The following is a 17558-nucleotide window of genomic DNA, read 5'->3' on the forward strand; positions in this document are numbered from 1 at the left end:
CAGACGCCGCGCGTGGGCGGGGTCACATGCCTGCCGGCCCGCGCGTACAGCGCTCAGCGCGGCGTCGGACTGTACCCCAATTCGTACGACAGTTTTTCGGCGCACGCGCGCAACGCGGTGTCCACGGCGCCGTTCCAGTCGATATCGAATGCACCTTCGTGACCGAGCGCGATGATCCCGAGCGCAAGCTCTCCGCTCGCGTCGAACACGGGTGTGCAGAACGCGTGGATGGTCGGCAGCAGCATGCCTTCCACGCGGGCGGCGCCATGCTCGCGAACTTCCGCGAGTGCGCGTTCGAGCGCCTCTGCCGTGCGCGGCGTGGAGCCGTATGAGTAGTGCTGCGCGCCAGCGAGTTCGCGCTCGATCATCGGAGCGGTCTTGCTGCGCGGCAGGTAGGCGGCGAATAGCAGGCCCGTGGCGGAACTGAGCATCGGCATGACGTCGCCGAGCTTGAGCGACGCTTTCGCCGGGTGGCTCGACTCCAGCCAGTGCACGACGGTCGGCCCCTGGTTGCCCCACACGGCGATGCCCACGGTGATGTCGAGCGCGTCGCGCAATTCGGTGAGTGCGATGCGCGCGAGTTTGACGCCGTCGACGCGTGCAAGACGCGCGAGGCCAAGCTGCAATGCGAAGCCGCCCAGTTCGTAGCGGCCCGAGAGCGGGTCCTGCGCAACGACGCCGAGGCGCATGAAGCTCACGAGATAGCGATGCGCCTTCGCCGGGCTCATGCCCGCACGCTGCGCGAGGTCGCGCAGCATCATCGCGCGCGGCTCGCTGGTGAGCACTTCGAGCAGGCGAAAGCCCACTTCGATCGACTGGATGCCGGAGCGCAGCTTTTCTTCACCGGCTTCGGCGCCTTCCGAGGCGTCGGCGGTGTCGAGGGCGTCGGCGAGATCTTCGGCGTTCGTGGCGTCTGTGGCGCTCGCGCGTGGCGAGGCGGATCGGACGGTAGGCGGCATGGAGGCGTTGTGGTGTGCAAACGTACGGCAACTGAGGAAATGCGGCGCGCCTGCTTGGGGGCCGCCGATTCACCATCGTAGAATACATTTCCCTTATCGTCACTCACGTCTGATTCCATGAAACTTGCCACGCTGAAGGACGGCACCCGCGACGGGCAACTGATCGTCGTTTCCCGCGACCTGCGCAGCGCCGCCATCGCCGACACGATCGCGCCCACGCTGCAGCGCGTGCTCGACGACTGGCGCTTCTACGCGCCGCAGCTCGCCGAGCTGTATGACGCGCTGAACTACGGGCGCGCGCGCAATGCGTTCAGCTTCGATGCGCGCAACTGCATGGCGCCGCTGCCGCGTGCGTACCAATGGGCGGATGGATCGTCGTACGTGAATCACGTCGAACTCGTGCGTCGCGCGCGCGGCGCCGAGATGCCCGCCGAATTCTGGACCGACCCGCTCATGTACCAGGGCGGCAGCGACGACTTCATCGGGCCGTGCGATGACATCGTGTGCGCATCCGAGGCGTTCGGCATCGACTTCGAGGCCGAAGTCGCCGTCGTGACCGGCGACGTGCCGATGGGCGCGAGCCCGGACGAAGCGCTCAGGGCCGTGCGGCTCGTCACACTCGTCAACGACGTCTCGCTGCGCAACCTCATTCCCGCGGAACTCGCGAAGGGCTTCGGCTTTTTCCAGAGCAAGCCGGCCAGCGCGTTCGCGCCGGTGATGGTGACGCCCGACGAACTCGGCGAACACTGGCGCGAAGGGCGCGTGCATCTGCCGCTCATCGTGCACTGGAACGGCAAGAAGGTCGGCCAGCCCGATGCGGGCACGGACATGGTGTTCCACTTCGGCCAGTTGATCGCTCACGCTGCGAAAACGCGCAATCTGCGCGCGGGCGCCGTCGTGGGTTCGGGCACGGTCTCGAACAAGGACACCAAACGCGGCTACTGCTGCATCGCCGAGAAGCGCTGCCTCGAGATGATCGAAAGCGGACAGGCGAGCACCGAGTTCATGAAGTTCGGCGACAGCGTGAAGATCGAAATGCTCGACGAAGCCGGCAAGTCGATTTTCGGCGCGATCGATCAGGCCGTGGCGTCACTGCACGGCGAGCAGTGACGCGCTAGCGACACGCAAGCGCTGAAGGGTTTCGCCGGATGCCGCGCGCCACGCGTGCGGCTACACTGGCGAACGCCCTTTTTTCCTCGAGGGGAAATCGCGGCGACCATTAAAAGTACGAGCCGTAGAAGCACGCAGCATCCGTATGCAGAAAAAACGCAAAACGAACGCATAACGACAAGGAGACACCGTGAACGCTTCTCGCCCCAGCCGTCTTGCTGTTTGCCTCTCCCTGCTTTTCAGTCTCTGTGCGCCCACGCTAGCGCTCGCGCAGGTCAAGATCGGCCTCGTGCTTTCGCTCACGGGCCCGGCTGCCTCGCTCGGCATTCCCGCGCGCGACACCGCCGCGATGTTCCCCACCGAGATCGCTGGTCAGAAAGTCCAGTACATCGTGCTCGACGACGCCTCCGACACGACCCAGGCCGTGCAGGACACGAAGAAGCTCATCGACGAACAGCATGTCGATGCGATCATCGGCTCGTCGATCACGCCGAATTCGCTCGCGATGCTCGACGTGGTCGCGCAGGGCGAGACGCCTACGATCTCGCTCGCTTCGTCGGCGAAGATCATTGAGCCCGTTGATGACAAGCGTCACTGGATGTTCAAGACGCCGCAAACCGACGCGATGATGGCCGGTGCGATCATGGAGCATGCCGCCGCGCATAACGTGAAAACGCTCGCCTATATCGGCCAGGCCGACGCGCTCGGCGAGACGTTCTACGCTGAAATCGCGAAGGCCGCGCAACAGCGCAACATCAAGCTCGTCGCGAACGAGCGCTTCAATCGCACCGATCCGAGCGTGACGGGGCAGGTGCTCAAGATCGTGGCGGCGCATCCGGACGCCGTCGTGGTGGGTGCAGCCGGCACGCCTGCCGCGCTGCCTCCCAAGGCGCTCAAGGAGCGCGGCTACAAGGGCGTCATCTATCACAACCACGGCGTCGGCAACCGCGACTTCCTGCGCGTGTGCGGCGCCGACTGCAACGGCACGTTCCTGCCCGCGAGCCCGGTGCTCGTGGCCGCGCAACTGCCCGAGGACGCGCCTGGCCGGCGCCTCGCGCTCGACTATATTTCGCGCTACGAAGCACGCAATGGCGCTGGCACGGTGTCGGCGTTCGGCGCTTACACCTGGGACGCAGGCCTCTTGCTCCAGAACGCGATACCCGTTGCGCTCAAGTCGGCTGCGCCCGGCACGCCCGAGTTTCGCCACGCGCTGCGCGACGCGCTCGAAGCTACGCACGGGCTGCATGACACCAATGGCGTCGTCAACATGAGCGCCACCGATCACCTCGGCCTCGACGCGCGAGCGCGCGTGATGGTCGAGATCCGCGATGGCAAGTGGGTGTATCAGCCGCATTGACGCGCCGCACTGCCATCGCATTCACGTAATCAGCAATCCGAAGCATAGGAGGTCCGCCCATGAACGATCCTTTTTACGCCCGCTATCAGGCTCTGCGCGTGCGGCGGCACGAGCACGGCATCGTCGAGATCGTGATGAGCGGCGAGGGCACGAACAAGAGCGGCCTCGCGACTGCCGACGCCAACATGCACCGCGAACTCGCCGAGATCTGGCGCGACGTGGACCGCGATCCCGACGCGCGCGTCGCCGTGATTCGCGGCGAGGGCAAGGGCTTTTCGGCGGGCGGCGATCTGCAACTCGTCGAGGACATGGCCACGCATTTCGACGTGCGCGCGCGCGTGTGGCGCGAGGCGCGCGACCTCGTCTACAACGTGATCAACTGCGGCAAGCCGATCGTCTCGGCCATGCATGGCCCGGCAGTGGGCGCGGGGCTCGTCGCGGGACTGCTGGCCGACATTTCCATCGCGACGAAAACGGCGCGCATCATCGACGGGCATACGCGCCTGGGCGTCGCGGCGGGCGATCATGCGGCGATCGTGTGGCCGCTTCTGTGCGGCATGGCGAAGGCGAAATACTACCTGCTGCTGTGCGAGCCGGTGAGCGGCGAGGAAGCGGAGCGCATCGGCCTCGTCTCGCTTGCCGTGGACGAGAACGACCTGCTGCCGAAGGCGTTCGAAGTGGCGAAGCGTCTCGCTAACGGTTCGCAAACCGCGGTGCGCTGGACCAAGTACGCGCTCAACAACTGGCTGCGCATGGCGGGGCCGACCTTCGACACGTCGCTCGCCCTCGAATTCATGGGTTTTGCGGGACCCGACGTGCGCGAAGGCGTACAGTCGCTGCGCGAGCGGCGCGCGCCGGATTTTCCGGGCGGCGATCCGTTCTGATTCGCGCTTTCTGCCGATTTCTACTATTGCGCGCGCTATTATCGAAGAGATCGTTTTGTGCCGCCCACGCGCGCGCATTTCACCACCCATCTATGCGAGGGAGATCCGCATGACCGACCCAGCAGGCAACATGCCGCCGTTCCCGGGCTTTCCCGGCTTTCCGCCCGCCGAAATGCTCGACCGCATGTGGGGGATGATGCGCCTCACGCCGTTCGGCGGCGCATTCCCGGGTACTGAACCGGGCGTGGCGCAAGCCTTCGGCCCGTCGCTTTCGATGATGTCCGACATGATGACGCCGCTCACCAACGTCGAGGAGCTCGACAAGCGCATCACCGACCTGCGCGCCGTCGAGCAGTGGCTCAAGCTCAATCTCGGCATGCTGCAGTCCGCGATCCAGGCGCTCGAAGTGCAACGCGCGACGCTTACCACGCTGCGCGCGTTCGGCGCGTTCGCGCAGGCGCAGATGACGCCGACGCACGCCGAGTCCGAAGCGCCGAGAGCGGGCGCCAAGCGCGCCGAGCCTGAAGCCGCGAGCGCCGACGATGCGGCCGAGGGCGCGGCGTCCGCGCAGCCGGGCTTCGACGCGGGTTCGTGGTGGAATCTCGTGCAGGCGCAGTTCAACCAGCTCGCGCAGTTTGCGATGGCGCAGCCGGCCGCTGCGGCCGAGGCGGCGCAAGCCGCCGCCGAAGCGGTGAGCGAGGCGCAGGCGAAGACCGAAGCCTCGACGGCCAAACGCAGCAGCACCGCCAAACGTGCTAGCAGCACCAGCAATGGCGCCGGCAGCGGCGCGGGCCGCAGCGCGCCGCGCGGCGCGAAGAAGGCGCCGGCACAGCCGGAATAAGGCGCGCGGCGTCACGTCACGAAGAACCGTCCCGCAGGACGCAACAGAAGGGCAACTGCGGGACAAAAGCAGGACAACAGAAGGACAAAGGCAGGAAAACTGCGGGGAGCGTCGGCATCATGCGGCTTGCGCTCGTGATGATGGGCGGCGGCGCGCGTGCGGCTTACCAGGCCGGCGCATTGCGCGCGCTCGCCGAACTGGCCAGCCACGCCGAGCCGGCGCGCCGCGCCATGCCCTTCACGGTCATCTGCGGCACTTCGGCGGGCGCGATCAACGCCACCTCGATCGCGAGTCACGCCGACCAGTTCGCGCAGGGCGCGGCGCGCCTCGTCGAGGTCTGGTCGGACATGCGCGCAAGCCACATCTATCGCACCGACTGGCCGGGCGTTGCGGCCGCGGGCGCGCGCTGGCTCGCCGCGCTCGCGTTCGGCTGGGCCGCCTCCAGCGTGGGCGCGCGTGCCGCGCCGCGCACCTTGTTCGACAGCACGCCGCTTGCGCGGATGCTCCCGCACGCGCTCAGCTTCCACCGCATCGAGCAGATGCTCGACGAGCGGCGGCTCTATGCGCTCGCCGTCACGGCGCTCAGTTATTCGTCGGGGCGGCACGTCACGTTCTACCAGGCCTGCGAGCCGATCACCGCGTGGCGGCGCGCGCAGCGCACTGCGCGCATGGTCGCGCTCACGCCCGCTCATCTGCTTGCATCGGCGGCGATTCCGTTCCTGTTTCCGGCTGTGCGCCTCGAACTCGACGGCCGCCACGAATATTTCGGTGACGGCTCGATCCGGCAGATCGCGCCGCTCTCGCCCGCCATCCACTTCGGCGCGCAGCGCATCGTCGTGCTCGGCGCGGCCGCGCCCACGCCGGAGGTGCCCGCGGCGCGAGCCGACATCGACGCGTATCCGACGCTCGCGCAGATCGGCCAGCAGGTGCTCGCGAGTGTGTTCCTCGACTCGCTCGGCGCCGATATCGAGCGCATCGAGCACGTGAATCGCATGGTGCTGCAACTGCCGCACACGGTGGAGCCGGAAAGCGGCTGGCGGCATGTCGAGGTGCTCGCCATCGCGCCGAGCGAGCGCATCGAGTTGATCGCCGCGCGTCATTTGCAGCAGTTGCCGCGCTCGGTGCGCATGCTGCTGGGGGCGATGGGCGGCAACCGCGCATCAGGCGCGGCATTTGCGAGCTATTTGCTGTTTGAGCGTGAATTTACGCGCGAGCTGATCGAGTTGGGTTACCGCGACACGCTAGCTCAAAGTGATGTTCTTTTGACTTGGCTCAAAGCTCCAACTGACGGCGCGATCACGGATTTTGCGGTGCGGCGGAACTGAAACATCGGCATGCTATTATTGTGTAAGGTTTTTCTGGTCATTTGTGGGAATTGCGGGCGGCGATGCGCTGCTTCGCCGCGCAGGTTTCACGGCCATGACGGGCGGGATGTTTGCCCATTGGAAAATCAGCCGGCAAGGTGTGGCGAAAGGACGTCGGGCGCGGGGCGCTGGAGTGCGGCATTGTGTCGCATCGGCCCGTGACGATGGTTCGCGCGCCTCGCGGGTATCGGTAGTGATCAGCGGTATCAGGCGGCCGGGTTCGAGGCACGGAGCAGCTACCCAGAATCCACGACGGCGCCTTCATTCCGGTTGGCTGGATTGTCGTGGGGCAACGCGTGTTGGGTTGCCCGGTCCACGATTGCGTCCAGAGGGCCGGATACCGCGTAAAATTAAATGCTTTTTGCCTGCGCGGCCGCGTTTTATGCGGGCACGCGGCACGCTACGAATTCGTCATGCGCGCGTTTTGCGCAGATCAGGGGCGGGACTATGAACACGATGCTTTATCCGGAACTTTACAAATCGCTCGAATCGGTCCGTTGGGACATGGAAAAGGACATTCCCTGGGACAAGTTCGATGCGTCGCTCCTTACCGATGAGCAGGCCGCGACCATCAAGATGAACGCGATCACCGAATGGTCGGCGCTGCCGGCCACGGAAATGTTCCTGCGCGACAACCACCACGACAGCGACTTTTCGGCGTTCATGAGCGTGTGGTTTTTCGAGGAGCAAAAGCACTCGCTCGTGCTCATGGAATACCTGCGCCGCTTCAAGCCGGAAATGGTGCCGACCGAAGAAGAGCTGCACGCCGTGCGCTTCGAGTTCGATCCGGCGCCGCCGCTTGAAACGCTCATGCTGCACTTCTGCGGCGAAATCCGCCTGAACCACTGGTACCGCCGCGCTGCCGAATGGCACACGGAGCCGGTCATCAAGGCCATCTACGAAACGATTTCGCGCGACGAAGCCCGCCATGGCGGCGCGTATCTGCGCTACATGAAGAAGGCGCTCAACAATTTCGGCGACGTCGCGCGCGCGGCGTTCGCGAAGATCGGCGTGCTGATGGCATCGGCGCGCCGCACCGAAAAGCCGCTGCACCCCACGAACCTGCACGTGAACCAGGCGCTGTTCCCGCGCGACACCGTGCAGTCGCGCCTGCCCGACCCGGAATGGCTCGAGCGCTGGCTCGACGAGCAGATCCGCTTCGACGACGGCTGGGAAAAGAAGGTGATCGAGCGCATTCTGCACAACCTCTCGATCCTGTTCGAGCGCACGTTCAACACGGCGCAGGAACTGAACCGCTATCGCAAGGAAGTGGTGCAGCGCCTGCAGGCCGAGCAAGGCACGCAGCAGCCGGCCTGACGCGCCGGGACATCTCGCGTGCACGCCTTCGCGGCGCGCCGCGATCGGGACGGCCCGAAGCGCTTTCCGCGTGACGGGCCGTTTTCATTGGCGCGCTCATCCATGGCTTTGCCTGATTCGATCCGCGCCCATTTTCTTATCCGAGCCTCATTCCATGCCCGCTTCCTTCGAACGCAAGATCACGACCCGCGACGCGCTCGCGCAACTGCGCGCTTCGCTGCCCGGCCCCGTGGTGTTCACCAACGGCGTCTTCGACATCCTGCATCGCGGACACGTCACCTACCTCGCCGATGCGAAGGCGCTGGGCGCGACGCTGATCGTCGGCGTGAATAGCGATGCTTCGGTGAAGATGCTCGGCAAGGGCGACGACCGCCCCATCAACAACGAGAACGACCGCATGGCGCTGCTCGCGGCGCTGGAGAGCGTGGACTGGGTGGTGCAGTTCGGTGAGCAAACGCCTGTCGAGCTGATTGAGGCGGTGCGTCCGGACATCCTCGTGAAGGGCGGCGACTACGACATGGACGCGCTGCCGGAGTCGGCGCTGGTGCGCGGCTGGGGCGGGCGGGCGCTCGCGATCGCCTTCGAGCACGACCGCTCCACGACGAAGCTGCTGCAGAAAGTGCGCGCGCAGGAAGGATCGAAGTAGATTCTGGCATCCGCCCGCAGGCTCACACCGTGCGGGCGGACGATGCAAAACCGGCCGGAGGCCGGGCCGCCCGAGGCTTGGGCGCGCCCGGCCTCCGGCCGGTTGCGTTTGAAGCGCCGCTTACTGCGTCAGGGTCGACGCCTGCACCGCCGGGTCCGCCACCGGGCCGCCGACGGTCGGCACGTCGGCCGATTCGGACGGCCGGATAGCCTTCACCACGAGCCGTTCGGGGTGAATCTGCCGGTTCAGGTGCTGGGTTTCGCGCGTACCCGACGAGGGCGTCGGGCCGAACACGCCGCCAATGGCCGCAAAAGCCAGCCCGTTGGCGAGAATCAGAATGGCGATCAGCCAGCGCAGCATCGTGTGAAGCTCCTTCGAAATCGTTCGTTCAGTTTCAGACCCGGGTACGGGACGCGCGCGCCTCAGCGCTGCGCGGCGATGAGCGCCAGGCCCGCAAGCACCAGTGCATCGTGGCGAGTATGCGGCACCTTGAGCGCCGCCGTCACTTCGGCCGCGGCGCCGCCGCTCACCACGAGCCGCACCGGGATTCTCCACGCGTCCTGTAAATCGGCCAAGGCGCGCTCGATGAGCGCCGCCTGCGCGAGCGCACAGCCCGCCGAGATCGAGCTTCGCGTGTCGGTGGCGAAGGCAATGCCCGGTTGGGCAGCATTCGCCATGCCGCCGGCGACCACGGGCAGTTGCGCGGTGTGCTCGCCGAGCGAGCGCATCATGAGCGTGAAGCCCGGCGCGATCATGCCGCCCACGAATGTGCCGTCGGCGCGCAGGGCTTCGAGCGTGGTAGCCGTGCCGAATGTCGCGATCAGGAGGGGTTCGCCCGGATACGCAGCGTGTGCGCCGATCATGCCGGCCCAGCGGTCGCTGCCGAGCGCGTCGGACGTGGCATAGCTGTTCGTCACGCCGCATTGCTGCGCGCAGGCCCGCACGACTGTGGGGGCAAGGCCCGGCCAGTGCGCCTCGACCAGCGCGTCGAGCCGCGCTCCGACCGCCGCGCCCGCGACGTTCGAGATCCATACGCCCGCAGGCCGGGGCAGCGCCGCCCATTCCTCGCAACCGGCTTCACGCGTGGCGGGCGCGGATTGCGCGCCGTCATCGCGCACATGATCCATCGTGCCTGCATGCAGGCGCGACCCGTCCGGCGCGACGAGCGCCCATTTGATCCGGCTGTTGCCTGCGTCGATCAGAAGGAAGGGGCCGCGGCTCATGCGCCGCCGTCCGCGAGCCGCAGCGACACGTCGCCGGCCGTGACGGTTTCGCGCCCGTTCGGCGTATCGACGAGCAGCTGGCCGCGCTCGTCGACGCCGGCCGCCGTGCCGCGCAGCAGCTCCTTACCTTGCTCGTAGATGGCGACCTCGCGGCCCGCGTACGCGTGGCACGCGTTCCAGCGCGCCTGGAAAGGCGCAAAGCCCGCGGCCCCGAAGCGCTGCAGCGCGGCTTCGAGCGCGTTGAGTTCGGCGGCGAGCGTGTCGGTGAGATTGGCGTTCGGCCACGCACGCGAGAGCGCCGTGGGCGTCGTGCCGGGCACGACCGCCGCGCTGCCGCCGGCGGCGTTGAGCGCCTCGACCTTGGCGGCGAGGGCGTCTTCGCCACGCACGTTCGTGCCGATGCCGATCACGACCGCCGTGGCGTCAGCGGTCGTCCACGCGGTCTCCACGAGAATCCCCACCAGTTTGTCGCCTTCGAGCAGTACGTCATTGGGCCACTTGAGCGCGATTTGCCCCGGCGCCGTCACGGGCAGCGTGCGCAGGCCGTCCACCAGCGCCGAGCCGATGGCGAGGCTCAAGCCTGCAAGCCCTTCGATGGGGCGCGGCAGCACGCAGCCGATCGAGAACAGCAGCGCGTCGCCGGGCTGGGCGACCCAGGTGCGGCCGCGCCGGCCACGGCCGGCCGTTTGCAGATAGGCCACGCGTACGATCGGGCGCGCGAGCGCGTCGCGCTTTTGCGGCAGCGCCTTCAGGCGCGCCATGAGGTCGGCGTTGGTCGAGCCGGTTTCCTCGACGATCTCGATGGGCCAGTCGTGCGCGGCCGGGCCGAACAGCGTGATCGCGCGGTTGCGGTCGATGCGCCAGTCGCCGGCGCTCGGAGTCTCGGGGGTGGGGGGCGTCGCATTCATGTCTCATATTGTAGTGGCTGGGGCGTGAACAGCAGGACGCGACGCCCGCTTCGTCCCGGAATGTGAGGTATCCACAAGCCGCCCACAGCCGGCCCACAGGTTATCCACGGAATCATCCACAGGGCCTACAGTGTCCGAAGATGACTGTCGCCCTGCCGATTTCCGCGCAATTTGCTTAATTTTTAGGCAATTCACAGGCCGCCCACAGGCAGTCCACAAGTTATCCAGAGAGTTACCCACAGTTCGCCTCGTGTCTGAATGCCGGCCGTGCGCTTTCGGACCGACGAAACGGGGCGCGTTCGCTACAATGTTTGCTCACCCTGCCCGTCGAGTGCTTACCCTTGGATCAAGAGACGCCGCCCGGCCTTGAAGTCTCGGCCGGCACCCACGGAAAGACCGTGCGCCTGTCCGGCCAGTGGACGGCGCTCGCGCTCGCGCGCGACCGCGACCAGGGCGGCGCGGCGGTGCGTCTGCGCGCGCTCGCCGACGAGCGCGTAGGCGCTTGGGATCTCTCGCGCGTGGAGCGCATGGACCACGTGGGCGGTCAGGCGCTCTGGCGCGCGTGGGGCCACAAGCTGCCCGCCGATCTCGTCGACCTCACGCAAACGCAGCGCGACATCTTCGAGCGCATCGCGCTGCTCGATTCCGTGCGCGAACCGGCGGAGCGCGTCGTGCGCATCGACCCGATCACGCAACTCGGCGTCGCGATCTTCTCGTTCTTCGACCACCTGTACGGCGGGATCGCCATGTTCGGGCGCGTGATCCTCGACTTGCTGCTCGTGCTGCGCAAGCCCAAGGTCACGCCGTGGATCGAGATTTCGGCGAATATCTACAACGCCGGCGCGCGCGCGCTGCCGATCACGGCGCTCGTGGCGTTTCTGATCGGCATCGTGCTGTCGTACCTCTCGGCGCAGCAATTGCGCCTCTTCGGCGCGAACCAGTTCATCGTCAACATTCTGGGTCTCGCCGTGATCCGCGAACTCGGGCCCGTGCTCTCGGCGATTCTCGTGGCGGGGCGCTCGGGCTCGGCCATCACCGCGCAGATCGGCGTGATGCGCGTGACCGAAGAACTCGACGCCATGCGCGTGATGGGCATCTCGCATGGCCTGCGGCTCATCCTGCCGCGCGTCATCGCGCTCGGCGTCGCCATGCCGCTGCTCGTGATCTGGACCGACATCATTGCGTTGCTAGGCGGCGCAATCGCGGCGAAGATCGTGCTGGGCATCGACATTTCGTGGTTCATGCGCTCGATGCCAAGCGTCGTGCCGATCGCCAACGTGTGGATCGGCCTCGGCAAAGGGGTGGCGTTCGGCATGCTGGTGGCGATCGTGGGCTGTCACTTCGGCTTTCGCATCAAGGCGAACTCGCAGAGCCTGGGCGAGGGCACGACCACGTCGGTCGTCACGTCGATCACGATCGTGATCCTCGCTGACGCCGTGTTTGCGATCCTGTTCCAGAACGTGGGGCTTTCATGAGCACGACTGGCACGACGGTAACGACGTTCGAGACGAAAACGACCGGCACGATCACCACGCCGCTCAGGGAGGTCGCGCAGGACCTGCCGCTGCCGACCATCGGCGAGCCGGTGATCGAGGTCAACAATCTCTCGAAGCGCTACGGGCGCAACATCGTCCATCAGCATCTGAACCTCGAAATTCGCCGCGGCGAGATCGTCACGCTCGTGGGCGGCTCGGGCTCCGGCAAGACCACGCTCGTGCGCCAGATCCTCGGGCTCGAAAAGCCGACCTCGGGCACCATCAAGATGTTCGGCGAAAACATTACGACCATCGACGCCGAGCACGCCCGCCTCATGCGCACGCGCACCGGCATGCTGTTCCAGCAAGGCGCGCTGTTCTCGTCGCTCACGGTGTTCGACAACATCGCCCAGCCGGTGCGCGAGCTTGGCAAGGTGCCTGCCGCGCTGCTGCGCGACATCGTGATGCTTAAGCTCGAAATGGTCGGGCTGCCGTGCAAGCACGCCTCGAAAATGCCGGCCGCGCTCTCGGGCGGCATGATCAAGCGCGTCGGCCTTGCGCGCGCAATCGTGCTGGAGCCGGAGCTGCTCTTTCTCGACGAGCCCACGGCCGGGCTCGACCCCCGCTCATCCGACGAAGTGGTGGAGCTCATCAGCACGCTGCATCGTGCGCTTGGGCTCACCGTCGTGCTCGTCACGCACGACCTCGACGCCATGGTCGCGCTCTCTACGCGCGTAGCGGTGCTCGCCGAGCGCCGCGTGCTCGTGGCCGCGCCCGTGGAGGAGGCGGCGAGCGTCGATCATCCGTTTATCCGCGAGTACTTCCTCGGCATGCGCGGTCGCCGCGCGCTCCAGGCGCTGCCGCCCGATCGGCGCGCGAAGCTGCCGCCGGCGGCGCTCGCTCCCGCAGCCGTGGGGTACAAGCCGTGGTAGGGCCCGCGCACGCCTGTCTCCGGCTTGACCGGCTCAATCGGCTTAACCAGCGCCTGGCGGCCGCCAAAGAAGGAATCTGAAGATGGAAAACAAACCGCATGCGTTCTGGGCGGGCATGTTCACGATAGGCCTGCTCATCGTGATCGCGCTTGTCGTCATCTTCTTCAGCGCTGACCACACCGTGCGCGTGCCGTTCGACCTCATCTCGCGCTCGAGTGTGACGGGCCTCTATCCGGATGCGGCGGTGCGCTTTCGCGGCATCGATGTGGGCAAGGTGCAGTCGATCAAGTTCGATACCCAGCATCCAGGCCAGATCCGCATTCGCATTCTCGTCGACCAGAAGGCGCCGATGACGCGCTCCACGTTCGGTTCGCTTGCGCTGCAGGGCGTGACGGGCATCGCCTTCGTGCAACTCGACGACAACGGCCTCGACCTCTCGCCGCTGCATTCGACCGCGGCGCATGTGGCCGAGCTGCCGCTGCGGCCGGGCCTGCTCGACCAGCTTCAGCGCCGCGGCGACGCGCTCCTGCGCAAGCTCGACAACATCGCCGGCGACATCGACGAAATGCTCTCCGAAGACAACCGCAAGCAGGTGATGCAGGCCGTGAGCAGCCTGCAGCAGGCCGCGAGCAGCGTGAACGTGCTCGCCCAGCAGCTCCAGCCCACCACGAAGCAACTTCCCGGCGCGGTGACCGAACTGCAGCGCACGCTGCAGTCGACCAACGCGCTCGTCACGAGCATGAACCGTCCGGATGGCCCGTTCCAGACCAACCTGAACAAGGCCGGCACGGCGGCGGCTCAGGCGGGCGCGGCGCTCTCCTCGATCGATGTGTCGATTCAGGACCTCTCGGCGCGCGTCGGCTATGACACGCTGCCACGTGTCGATTCGCTCACCGACGACGTGCGCTCGGCCATGCGCGCCGTGGACCGCGCGGCGGGCACCTTCAGCGAGAGCCCGCGCAGCGTGCTGTTCGGCGGCGCGCCTCAGCCCGCGCCCGGGCCCGGCGAGCCGGGCTTTGCGTGGCCGTCCGCTGCGGGGACGAAGTAGGCCGCGCCGCGGGCTCAAGGCCTGACGCGGCACCATTCGATGCACTCCGCGCGGCGCATTCGCCGCGCGCCAAAGAAGGAAACGCAATGTCACGCACATCACGCCTGCCACGATCGATGCAACGCGCCGCGGCGGCCAGCTCGGCCTGGCTGGCGGCGCTCGCGCTCGGTGCGCTCCTGGCCGCCTGCGCGGGCAATCCGGGTTCGATCAACGATATTCGCTACGACCTTGGGCTGCAGTCGTCGCAGGAGGCGCAGGGCGCGCAGGGTGCTCAGGCCGCCCCCGCTGCGCCCGGAGCCAGACCGCTCCTGAAGGTGCTGGCGGTCAACGCGCCCCCGCCGCTCGACAACGACGGCATCCTCTACCGGATGAGTTTCGACTCCCAGCGCACGGCGCGCTACGCGAACAGCCGCTGGACGATGTCGCCCGCGAGGCTGCTCACGGAACGCCTGCGCACGTCGCTTGGCGCCTATGCGACGGTGCTCGCGGGCGGGGACGCCGTGCAGGCGCCGATGCTCAAGGTCGAACTGTATGAGTTCGAACAGGTGTTCGAGAGCCCGACGCAAAGCGCGGGCGTACTGGCTGCGCGCGCAACGCTCATGCAGGGCGGCAAGGTGCTGGCGCAGCGCTCGTTTGCTACGCGCGCGCCGGCGGCCACGCCGGACGCCGCTGGAGGCGTGCATGCGCTGCAGGCGGCCAGCGACGATTTCGCGAACCAGCTGGGCGCGTGGCTGAGCACGCAGTCTTTGGCGGGCACGCCTTGATGGGCGCATCGAGGGGCGCATACCGGCGTTGCGCGATGGCGGCGCGCGGCACGGCATTGGGGGCAAGGGCAGGATAGCGGCATGATCGAAGCGCGACGGCTCCGGCTGCACGCTCCGCATGGCGGGCGGCACGCGACGGACGGCGACGAGGGTGGCCAGAACAGTGGTCAGAGCGCAGGCGACGAGCGCGGCGCGATCGCCAGCGGCGACGCGCCCGCGCCGCACGCTGCTACGCCCGCGCCCGCGACACCATCGCCATCCCCACTGCCGGCCGCCACCGGCGAGCCCCTGCCGCGCCAGGCCTCGACGCTCTCGCGTCAGTCGCTCGCGCTTTACACGGCGCTGATCGTCTATGGCTCGTGGTATCCGTTCTCCGGCTGGCGCTCGCTCGGCCTGAGTCCCTTCGCCTATCTCGGCGATCCGTGGCCGCGCTACTGGACGGTTTTCGACATCGTCACCAACGTGCTCGGCTACATGCCGTTCGGCGCGCTCGCGGTGCTCGCGGCGTGGCCGCGCTGGCGAGGCTTTCGTGCCGTGCTGCTGGCCGCGGTTGCGGGCACGCTGCTCTCGGGCGTGATGGAGGCCGTGCAGACCTGGCTGCCCACGCGCGTGGCGTCCAATCTCGATCTCGCCTCCAATGCACTCGGCGCATTGCTCGGCGCGCTCGTGGCGGCGCCCGCCACCGGCGCGCTGCTCGAGCGCGGCTTCCTGCGCCGCCTGCGCTTTCGCTGGTTCGAGCGCGATGCGGCCGTGTTGATGGTGCTCGCGGCGCTCTGGCCGTTCGCAACGATGTACCCCACGCCGCGCCTCTTCGGCCTCGGCGAGTGGGCGCGCGCGCTGTGGCAGCGCCTCGACGGCTCGATGCAGGACGCCGTGCTCGCCTGGACGCCCGCCGCATGGCATCTGCGCTCGCTGCCCGACATGCTCGCCGCGCGCCTGCCCGACAGCGGCTGGGAGGCGATCGTCACAACGCTCAATCTGTTCGGCGCGGCGGCGTTCGCAACGCTCCCCATGCGAGCGCGCGCGCCGCGTGCGCGGCTCGTCATCGCGCTCATTGCGGTCACGCTCATCGTCAAGGTGGGCGCGACCTTTCTGCAGTCGCAAAGCGGGCTCATCTTCGATTGGGCGACGCCGGGGGCGCTTGCGGGCCTCGTGTGGGGCACGTTGCTCGCGTTTCTTGCATTGCGTCTGCCGCGCGCCGTGCGCGCTGCGGCGGCGACGCTTGCGCTCGCTGTGGCCCTCGTGTTCGTGAACGTGCTGCCCGTGAACCCGTATTTCGATGTCGTGCTCGCGGATTGGCGGCAGGGCCGCTACCTGCACTTCAACGGCCTCGCGCGCTGGCTCGCATGGACGTGGCCCTGGGCCGCGCTCGCGTGGACGGCGTTCTCGCTCGAACGCGCGTGGCTCGTGCGGCGCGCGCGCCGGGCCGCGAAGCGCGCTCGCCACGACGCGTGAGGGCGCGCGGCGCTCGCCGGAGCGTTCACGCCGCGCTCGTTATAATCGTCCGGATCGCCGCGCAGCCACGCCCGCGCCCACGCAATGCAATGCATGCAATGCCTCGGGCGGGCCACACGCTTTCAGCAAGCCTGCGCTCACTGCACGATACTCACCGGTGCCCCATGCCATGACCGATTCGTTCTACAAGTACCACGTCTTTTTCTGCCTGAACCAGCGCGACCCCGGCGCGGACCGCCCGAGCTGCGCGAATTGCAATGCGCAAGCCATGCAGGAGTACGCGAAAAAGCGCGTGAAGCAGCTTGGTCTGGCAGGGCCGGGCCAGGTGCGCATCAACAAGGCGGGTTGCCTCGACCGCTGCGAGGAAGGACCGACCGTCGTCGTGTATCCGGAAGGCACGTGGTACACGTATATCGACGAGAGCGACATCGACGAGATCGTCGTCTCGCATCTGCAGAACGGGCAGGTGGTCGAGCGCCTGAAAATCGATCGCTGATCGACCCCATGCATGGCCAATCAGTACCCGTAAGGACTGCCGGACGATGAACGCCCAGACACAAAAATTCCAGATCGACGGTCCCGTCGGCAAGATCGAATGCGCGCTCGACGTGCCCGACGCAGGCACCACGCCGCGCGGCATTGCGCTCGTCGCGCATCCGCATCCGCTCTTTGGCGGCACGATGGACAACAAGGTCGCGCAAACGCTCGCACGCACGCTGGTGCAACTCGGCTACACGACCTATCGCTCGAATTTTCGCGGCGTCGGTGAAACGGCGGGCACGCACGACAACGGCATCGGCGAACAGGACGATCTGCTCGAACTGCTCGCGTACATGCGCGCGCAACCGGGCCAAGCCGACGTGCCGCTCGTGCTCGCGGGCTTTTCGTTCGGCACCTTCGTGCTTTCGCACGTCGCGAAGCGCTATCTGGAAGCCGGCGGCGCGATCGAGCGCATGGTGTTCGTCGGCACCGCTGCAAGCCGTTGGGAAGTCGCGCCGGTGCGCGACGACACGCTCGTGATCCACGGCGAACTCGACGACACCGTGCCCATTCTCTCGGTGTACGAATGGGCGCGCCCGCAGGAATTGCCGATCGTCGTGATTCCGGGGGCAGAACACTTCCTGCATCGCAAGCTGCATATCCTCAAGCGCATCATCGTTGAAGCGTGGCGCTGACATTTCGTTTGCATCGGGCCGCGATGTTTAGGGGCCCGATGCAAGCCGTTCGTCACCTGGCGTATCACGAGAGAAATGCGTGAAAAATGCACGACAGGTA

The 17558-nt window shown here is 67.2% G+C and carries 18 protein-coding genes; 14 read left to right on the forward strand and 4 right to left on the reverse strand.

Translation table 11 applies throughout. The features are described 5' to 3' along the window. Nucleotides 1–53: 53 nt before the first annotated feature. Complete coding sequence (locus tag L0U83_RS00970) at nucleotides 54–959, reverse strand: IclR family transcriptional regulator (RefSeq protein ID WP_233879063.1); 906 nt, start codon at nucleotides 957–959, stop codon at nucleotides 54–56. A 117-nt stretch (nucleotides 960–1076) separates the two neighbouring features. Between L0U83_RS00970 and L0U83_RS00975 the strand changes: the two genes are divergently transcribed. From L0U83_RS00975 to rfaE2, 7 genes are all read left to right on the forward strand, one after another. Then, nucleotides 1077–2069 (forward strand): fumarylacetoacetate hydrolase family protein, encoded by a 993-nt coding sequence (locus L0U83_RS00975; RefSeq protein ID WP_233879064.1) that lies wholly within the window; start codon nucleotides 1077–1079, stop codon nucleotides 2067–2069. Nucleotides 2070–2301: 232 nt separating this feature from the next. Beyond that, nucleotides 2302–3426, forward strand: coding sequence for an ABC transporter substrate-binding protein (locus L0U83_RS00980; RefSeq protein ID WP_233883605.1), 1125 nt, complete (start codon nucleotides 2302–2304; stop codon nucleotides 3424–3426). A gap of 59 nt (nucleotides 3427–3485) precedes the next feature. Continuing rightward, complete coding sequence (locus L0U83_RS00985) at nucleotides 3486–4310, forward strand: enoyl-CoA hydratase/isomerase family protein (protein ID WP_233879065.1); 825 nt, start codon at nucleotides 3486–3488, stop codon at nucleotides 4308–4310. Between the two features lie 109 nt (nucleotides 4311–4419). Beyond that, complete coding sequence (locus L0U83_RS00990) at nucleotides 4420–5151, forward strand: PhaM family polyhydroxyalkanoate granule multifunctional regulatory protein (RefSeq protein ID WP_233879066.1); 732 nt, start codon at nucleotides 4420–4422, stop codon at nucleotides 5149–5151. Nucleotides 5152–5270: 119 nt separating this feature from the next. Further along, nucleotides 5271–6476: a patatin-like phospholipase family protein gene (locus tag L0U83_RS00995; RefSeq protein ID WP_233879067.1), complete on the forward strand. Its 1206-nt coding sequence runs from the start codon at nucleotides 5271–5273 to the stop codon at nucleotides 6474–6476. 486 nt (nucleotides 6477–6962) lie between these two features. Further along, nucleotides 6963–7832, forward strand: a complete 870-nt coding sequence (locus L0U83_RS01000) for a ferritin family protein (RefSeq protein ID WP_112170237.1) — start codon at nucleotides 6963–6965, stop codon at nucleotides 7830–7832. 154 nt (nucleotides 7833–7986) lie between these two features. Further along, a complete protein-coding gene (rfaE2, locus tag L0U83_RS01005; protein ID WP_233879068.1) occupies nucleotides 7987–8478 on the forward strand; it encodes a D-glycero-beta-D-manno-heptose 1-phosphate adenylyltransferase in 492 nt (163 codons plus the stop codon). A gap of 120 nt (nucleotides 8479–8598) precedes the next feature. Here the strand turns inward: rfaE2 and L0U83_RS01010 are convergent, their stop codons facing one another. The 3 genes from L0U83_RS01010 to L0U83_RS01020 form a co-directional block, all read right to left on the reverse strand. Continuing rightward, nucleotides 8599–8838 carry a hypothetical protein gene (locus tag L0U83_RS01010; RefSeq protein WP_028201779.1) on the reverse strand — a complete coding sequence of 80 codons (240 nt, stop codon included), beginning with the start codon at nucleotides 8836–8838 and terminating at the stop codon, nucleotides 8599–8601. Nucleotides 8839–8900: 62 nt separating this feature from the next. After that, nucleotides 8901–9701, reverse strand: a complete 801-nt coding sequence (locus L0U83_RS01015) for a type III pantothenate kinase (protein WP_233879069.1) — start codon at nucleotides 9699–9701, stop codon at nucleotides 8901–8903. Next, nucleotides 9698–10609 carry a biotin--[acetyl-CoA-carboxylase] ligase gene (locus L0U83_RS01020; RefSeq protein WP_233879070.1) on the reverse strand — a complete coding sequence of 304 codons (912 nt, stop codon included), beginning with the start codon at nucleotides 10607–10609 and terminating at the stop codon, nucleotides 9698–9700. The genes L0U83_RS01015 and L0U83_RS01020 overlap by 4 nt, the downstream gene beginning before the upstream one ends. Nucleotides 10610–10950: 341 nt before the next feature. Here L0U83_RS01020 and L0U83_RS01025 point away from each other — a divergent pair, with 341 nt between their 5' ends. The 7 genes from L0U83_RS01025 to L0U83_RS01055 all read left to right on the forward strand — a co-directional run bounded on the left by L0U83_RS01025 (nucleotide 10951) and on the right by L0U83_RS01055 (nucleotide 17458). Continuing rightward, entirely contained in the window at nucleotides 10951–12084 is a 1134-nt protein-coding gene (locus tag L0U83_RS01025; protein ID WP_233879071.1) for an MlaE family ABC transporter permease, read from the forward strand. Between the two features lie 50 nt (nucleotides 12085–12134). After that, nucleotides 12135–13016, forward strand: a complete 882-nt coding sequence (locus L0U83_RS01030) for an ABC transporter ATP-binding protein (protein WP_373321038.1) — start codon at nucleotides 12135–12137, stop codon at nucleotides 13014–13016. 82 nt (nucleotides 13017–13098) lie between these two features. Further along, on the forward strand, nucleotides 13099–14064 hold the full coding sequence (locus L0U83_RS01035) for an MlaD family protein (RefSeq protein WP_233879081.1): 966 nt from the start codon (nucleotides 13099–13101) through the stop codon (nucleotides 14062–14064). A gap of 104 nt (nucleotides 14065–14168) precedes the next feature. Beyond that, the gene (locus tag L0U83_RS01040; RefSeq protein ID WP_233883607.1) at nucleotides 14169–14828 is read left to right on the forward strand and encodes an ABC-type transport auxiliary lipoprotein family protein; all 660 of its coding nucleotides are present in this window, start codon (nucleotides 14169–14171) and stop codon (nucleotides 14826–14828) included. Between the two features lie 81 nt (nucleotides 14829–14909). Then, nucleotides 14910–16283 (forward strand): VanZ family protein, encoded by a 1374-nt coding sequence (locus L0U83_RS01045; protein ID WP_233879083.1) that lies wholly within the window; start codon nucleotides 14910–14912, stop codon nucleotides 16281–16283. Nucleotides 16284–16452: 169 nt separating this feature from the next. Continuing rightward, the gene (locus L0U83_RS01050) at nucleotides 16453–16779 is read left to right on the forward strand and encodes a (2Fe-2S) ferredoxin domain-containing protein (RefSeq protein WP_028201787.1); all 327 of its coding nucleotides are present in this window, start codon (nucleotides 16453–16455) and stop codon (nucleotides 16777–16779) included. A 46-nt stretch (nucleotides 16780–16825) separates the two neighbouring features. Beyond that, nucleotides 16826–17458: an alpha/beta hydrolase gene (locus L0U83_RS01055; RefSeq protein ID WP_233879085.1), complete on the forward strand. Its 633-nt coding sequence runs from the start codon at nucleotides 16826–16828 to the stop codon at nucleotides 17456–17458. Nucleotides 17459–17558 lie beyond the last annotated feature (100 nt).

The sequence above is a fragment of the Paraburkholderia flagellata genome (assembly GCF_021390645.1).
GTDB lineage: Bacteria > Pseudomonadota > Gammaproteobacteria > Burkholderiales > Burkholderiaceae > Paraburkholderia > Paraburkholderia flagellata.

Bases quoted from the DNA above. Each gene is read 5' to 3' on its own strand.
- L0U83_RS00970 (WP_233879063.1), bottom strand. From the start codon at position 959: ATGCCGCCTACCGTCCGATCCGCCTCGCCACGCGCGAGCGCCACAGAC.
- L0U83_RS00975 (WP_233879064.1), top strand. From the start codon at position 1,077: ATGAAACTTGCCACGCTGAAGGACGGCACCCGCGACGGGCAACTGATC.
- L0U83_RS00985 (WP_233879065.1), top strand. From the start codon at position 3,486: ATGAACGATCCTTTTTACGCCCGCTATCAGGCTCTGCGCGTGCGGCGG.
- L0U83_RS00990 (WP_233879066.1), top strand. From the start codon at position 4,420: ATGACCGACCCAGCAGGCAACATGCCGCCGTTCCCGGGCTTTCCCGGC.
- L0U83_RS00995 (WP_233879067.1), top strand. From the start codon at position 5,271: ATGCGGCTTGCGCTCGTGATGATGGGCGGCGGCGCGCGTGCGGCTTAC.
- L0U83_RS01000 (WP_112170237.1), top strand. From the start codon at position 6,963: ATGAACACGATGCTTTATCCGGAACTTTACAAATCGCTCGAATCGGTC.
- rfaE2 (WP_233879068.1), top strand. From the start codon at position 7,987: ATGCCCGCTTCCTTCGAACGCAAGATCACGACCCGCGACGCGCTCGCG.
- L0U83_RS01010 (WP_028201779.1), bottom strand. From the start codon at position 8,838: ATGCTGCGCTGGCTGATCGCCATTCTGATTCTCGCCAACGGGCTGGCT.
- L0U83_RS01015 (WP_233879069.1), bottom strand. From the start codon at position 9,701: ATGAGCCGCGGCCCCTTCCTTCTGATCGACGCAGGCAACAGCCGGATC.
- L0U83_RS01020 (WP_233879070.1), bottom strand. From the start codon at position 10,609: ATGAATGCGACGCCCCCCACCCCCGAGACTCCGAGCGCCGGCGACTGG.
- L0U83_RS01035 (WP_233879081.1), top strand. From the start codon at position 13,099: ATGGAAAACAAACCGCATGCGTTCTGGGCGGGCATGTTCACGATAGGC.
- L0U83_RS01045 (WP_233879083.1), top strand. From the start codon at position 14,910: ATGATCGAAGCGCGACGGCTCCGGCTGCACGCTCCGCATGGCGGGCGG.
- L0U83_RS01050 (WP_028201787.1), top strand. From the start codon at position 16,453: ATGACCGATTCGTTCTACAAGTACCACGTCTTTTTCTGCCTGAACCAG.
- L0U83_RS01055 (WP_233879085.1), top strand. From the start codon at position 16,826: ATGAACGCCCAGACACAAAAATTCCAGATCGACGGTCCCGTCGGCAAG.